Annotated in this window: 5 protein-coding genes; 4 read left to right on the top strand and 1 reads right to left on the bottom strand. The window is 64.2% G+C overall.

The features are described 5' to 3' along the window. From WCE35_RS17685 to WCE35_RS17670, 4 genes are all read left to right on the top strand, one after another. The coding region (locus WCE35_RS17685; RefSeq protein WP_424594623.1) for a chromate resistance protein ChrB domain-containing protein at positions 1-246 on the top strand (246 nt) is incomplete at its 5' end. Continuing rightward, positions 243-1,628 (top strand): chromate efflux transporter, encoded by a 1,386-nt coding sequence (gene chrA / locus WCE35_RS17680; RefSeq protein WP_424594622.1) that lies wholly within the window; start codon positions 243-245, stop codon positions 1,626-1,628. The genes WCE35_RS17685 and chrA, both read left to right, overlap by 4 nt. A 70-nt stretch (positions 1,629-1,698) precedes the next feature. Then, on the top strand, positions 1,699-2,397 hold the full coding sequence (locus WCE35_RS17675; protein ID WP_424594621.1) for a glutathione S-transferase family protein: 699 nt from the start codon (positions 1,699-1,701) through the stop codon (positions 2,395-2,397). 118 nt (positions 2,398-2,515) lie between these two features. Next, a complete protein-coding gene (locus WCE35_RS17670; protein ID WP_424594620.1) occupies positions 2,516-2,788 on the top strand; it encodes a type II toxin-antitoxin system ParD family antitoxin in 273 nt (90 codons plus the stop codon). A 31-nt stretch (positions 2,789-2,819) separates the two neighbouring features. Here WCE35_RS17670 and WCE35_RS17665 read toward each other — a convergent pair. After that, a partial coding sequence (locus tag WCE35_RS17665) for a DNA gyrase subunit A (RefSeq protein ID WP_424594619.1) occupies positions 2,820-4,530 on the bottom strand: 1,711 nt, incomplete at its 5' end.

The raw sequence follows: 4,530 nt of genomic DNA, 5'->3' as shown, positions 1-4,530 counted from the left end.
TTCGGCCTCGCCACGCCGCCCTTGCTGCGGCTCGCCACCATGGTACGCGCCGCCGACACCGGACGGCTCGACCTGGCGCCGGAAGCGCCCGGACTGCTGGCGGCGTCGCTCGGACTGTCGCGGATGTATGATGACGATCTCGAGCAGCTCGACGCCGGCATCGCGCTCTATGATGCGTTCTATCGCTGGTGCCGCGATGCCACCGGCGAAACCCACAACTGGCCAACCAACAAGGCGAAGCCGTGATCGATACGACGACGACTACCGAGGCCGATGCCGGTCACGGCATCGGCCTCGGCGAGGCTTTTCAGGTCTGGCTCCGGGTCGCGCTGCTCAGTTTCGGCGGCCCGGCCGGCCAGATCGCGGTGATGCACCGCATTCTGGTGGAGGAGAAGAACTGGATTTCCGAAGGCCGGTTCCTGCATGCGCTGAACTACTGCATGCTGCTGCCGGGCCCGGAGGCGCAGCAGCTCGCCACCTATATCGGCTGGCTGCTGCACCGGACCGCAGGCGGCATCATGGCGGGCGGCCTGTTCATCCTGCCCGGCGTCATCGCCATCATGGCGTTGAGCTATATCTACGCGGCCTTCGGCAATGTCGGATTCATCGAGGCGCTGTTCTTCGGGCTGAAAGCCGCGGTGCTGGCGATCGTGGTCCAGGCGGTGGTCCGGGTCGGAAAACGCGCGCTGCGCAACCGCGTCATGATCGCGCTGGCCGCGATCGCCTTTGTCGCGATCTTCTTTTTCAACGTGCCCTTCCCGGCCATCATCATCGCCGCCGGCGTGATCGGCTATCTCGGCGCCAGAAGCGGCCGGCCGGAATTCGCAGGCGGCGGGCACGGCGGGGGCAAGAATTCGGCGACGGTCGACAGCATGCTCGGCGACGAATTGCCCGATCACGTCCGCCCCAGCGTTTCGCGTGCCTTGAGAGTAAGCGCGGTCTGGCTGCTGCTGTGGCTGGTGCCGGTCGCAGCACTCCTGATCGGGCTCGGCCAGGCCAATGTGTTCAGCCAGATCGCGCTGTTCTTCAGCAAGATGGCGATGGTGACCTTTGGCGGCGCCTATGCGGTGCTGGCCTATGTCGCCCAGCAGGCGGTCGAGCATTATCACTGGGTGGCCCCGCGCGAGATGCTGGATGGTCTCGGCATGGCCGAGACCACGCCGGGCCCGCTGATCATGGTGCTGCAGTTCGTGGGCTTCATGGCCGCGTTTCGCGATCCCGGCACCCTGTCGCCGATGCTGGCGGGCACGCTCGGCGGGCTATTGGCGACGTGGGTGACGTTTACGCCCTGCTTCCTCTGGATCTTTCTCGGCGCGCCGTTCATCGAGACGTTGCGCGGCAACAAGGCACTGGCCGGCGCGTTGTCGGCGATCACGGCGGCCGTGGTCGGCGTCATCCTCAATCTGTCGATCTGGTTTGCGCTGCACACCGTGTTCCGCGACACCGTCCCGGTTCGATCTTACGGGCTGTCGTTCGACCTGCCGGTGTGGCCGAGCCTCGACCTGGCGGCGCTGGTGCTGGCTGTTCTGGCGGCGACCGCGATCTTCCGCTTCAATCTCGGCATGCTGACGGTGCTGGGCGGCTCGTGCGCGGCAGGCGTGGTGCTGCGCGCCACCGGCATAATCTGAGACGATCCGGACGCATGCCGCGAATGCCAACCCGATCGCCCATCCTCCATCAACCCGTGAGGAATCATCGATGGCAGACGTCGTAGTTTATGGCTTTCCGGTCAGTTCATACGTCAATATCATCCGACTGATCCTGACGCATAAGAATGTCGCGTTCCACTTTCACGACCTCGAACCGGAGATGGGCAGCGCCGGCCATCGCGCGCTGCATCCCTTTGAACGCGTGCCTATCCTCGATCATGGTGGCTTCCGGGTCTACGAAACGACCGCCATCGCGTTGTATGTCGATGAGGTGTTCGCCGATCCTTCCCTGCAACCGGCGGAGCCCCGACTGCGCGCCCGGATGAACCAGTGGATCAGCTCGGTGAATAGCTACTTCTATCCCTATCTCACCTATCATCTTGGCCACGAGCGCCTCATCTATCCAGCATTGGGTATCCCCGCTGACGAAAAGGTGGTTGCCCATGCACTGCCGCGCATTGCTCTCGCGCTCGACGTGCTGGAACGCGAGCTGGAGCATGGCGGTGACCACCTCGTTGGCGACCAATTGACACTGGCCGATTTCTTTCTGTTGCCCACCATGACCGGTCTCGGCCTCATCCCGGAGGGCCAGGCGATGCTGGGTTCCAAGCCACGTATCGCTAACTGGCGAGCCCGGATGGAAGCGTTGCCAAGCGCCATGCAGGTTCGCGCGGCGGTCGCACCTCATTTCGGCAAGCCTGTCGAACACGCGCGCCGATGGGTGGACACGCATCGTCCACACTATTGAGACGGCGAGAACAGGATCCCGACCAATAGCTCGAAACGATGCGAAGAGCGTTCTACGCACGGCCGTTGGCAAGGACTGCCAATTTGGGTATCCTCGTGCCGTTGATGGGAATTCTGTGATGCCGAGCCGCAATATCAATCTGACCGCCGAGCAGGACGCGTTCGTCGAAGAAATCGTCCGCGCCGGCAAATATCAGAACGCCAGCGAGGCGGTGCGCGACGCCGTGCGTGGCCTGCAGCAGCGGCTGGCGGCTGACGAATTGAAACTCGAGCTGCTGCGCACCCACATCAAGGCCGGCCTCGACGCGCTGGAACGCGGCGCGTTCACCGAGGTCGACGACGCCGACCTCGATGCAACGCTCGACGGGCTTGCGACCTCGGCAACCCGGTGATTGATGGCGCGCTACCGCCTATCCGGTCCGCCTACTCCACGCCGCGTCCGAACTTGTTCGACTTCGGCAGGCCGTGCGCGAGACGGCCGGCGTCGGCGCGGTTGCCGCGCCAGTCCGACAGTTCCTTAGAGCTCATGCTCTGCTCGCGCCCGGCCGAATCCTTCCAGCTCAGGCCGGCCTTGGCATCGAACGTCGCGACATCGGACAGCGAGGCGCCGGTGTATTTTTGTAGCCGCACGCCGCGGCCGCGCGCCATTTCCGGCACCTGATCGAGCGGGAACAGCACCATCTTGTGGTTGGTGCCGATCGCGGCCACGGTATCGCCGGCGACGGTCGCGATCGCGCAGGCCTCGTTCGGCATGGCGACGTTGAGCACCTGCTTGCCCTTGCGGGTATTGCCGACGCAGTCGTCCTCGTTGACGACAAAACCCTGCCCTTCCAGGCTCGCGACCAGGAATTTTCGGCCGCCCTTGTTAACGAACAGCGACACGATCGCGGCGTCCTGCTCCATGTCGATGAACATCCGGATCGGCTCGCCATGCCCGCGCCCGCCCGGCAGTTTTGCCACGTCGAGCGAATAGAACTTGCCGTTGGTGGCGAACAGCAGCAGTTTTGAGGTGGTCTCGGCGAAGAACGCATGGTCGAGCTTGTCGTCGGTCTTGAAGGTGAGGGTCGAGAGATCGGCGACATGACCCTTGAGCGTCCGCACCCAGCCCTTCTCGGAAATCACGATCGTGACCGGCTCGCGCTCGACAAAGGCTTCCTCGATCGCGGCGAGATCGTGCTCGGGCGCGTCGGCGAATGTGGTGCGGCGCTTGCCGAGCGGCGTCTTCGGTCCAAAGATGTCGCGGACCTTGCCCACCTGCTCGCCGACCTTGGACCATTGCTCGGCCTCGGAGCCGAGCAGCGACTTGATGCCCTTGAGCTCGCCCCGAAGGCTCTTGTCCTCGGTGCGGATTTCCATTTCCTCGAGCTTGCGCAAACTGCGCAGTCGCATGTTGAGGATGGCGTCGGCCTGGATCTCGGTGAGCTTGAACGCCTTGATCAGCGCCGGCTTCGGCTCGTCCTCGGTGCGGATGATCTTGATCACCTTGTCGATGTTCAGATAGGCGATCAAATAGCCGCCGAGCACTTCGAGCCGGTGCTCGATCTGCTCCTTGCGGTAGTTGGAGCGGCGCACCAGCACGTCGCGCAGATGGTCGAGCCATTCGCGCAGGGCTTCGGCGAGGCCCAGCACCTTCGGGATGCGGCCCTTCACCAGCACGTTGAGGTTCAGCGGGATCTTGCTTTCCAGCTCGGTCAGCCGGAACAGCGATTCCATCATCAGCTCGGGGTCGACCGCGCGCGACTTCGGCTCGATCACGAGGCGGATGTCCTCGGCCGATTCATCGCGGACGTCGCCGACCAGCGGCAGCTTCTTCTCGTTCAGCAGCTCGGCGATCTTTTCCACCAGCCGCGACTTCTGCACCAGCCAGGGGATCTCGGTGATCACCACGACCCAGGTGCCGCGGGCGCCCTCTTCCTGGCTCCATCGCGCGCGGGTGCGGAACGAGCCGCGCCCGGTGACATAGGCCTCGGCGATCGCCTGCTTGGAATCGACGATGATGCCGCCGGTCGGGAAGTCCGGACCCTTGACCCATTTCAAGAGCGTCTTCGATTTGGCGTCCGGCTTGTCGATCAGATGCAACGCCGCCTCGCACAGCTCGGCGGCGTTATGCGGCGGGATCGAGGTCGCCATGCCG

This window comes from Bradyrhizobium sp. (genome assembly GCF_049691595.1).
In the GTDB taxonomy this organism is placed as follows: Bacteria; Pseudomonadota; Alphaproteobacteria; order Rhizobiales; family Xanthobacteraceae; genus Bradyrhizobium.
The sequence above is the reverse complement of the archived record's forward strand: the minus strand, read 5'-3'. Positions and strand labels throughout refer to the sequence as shown.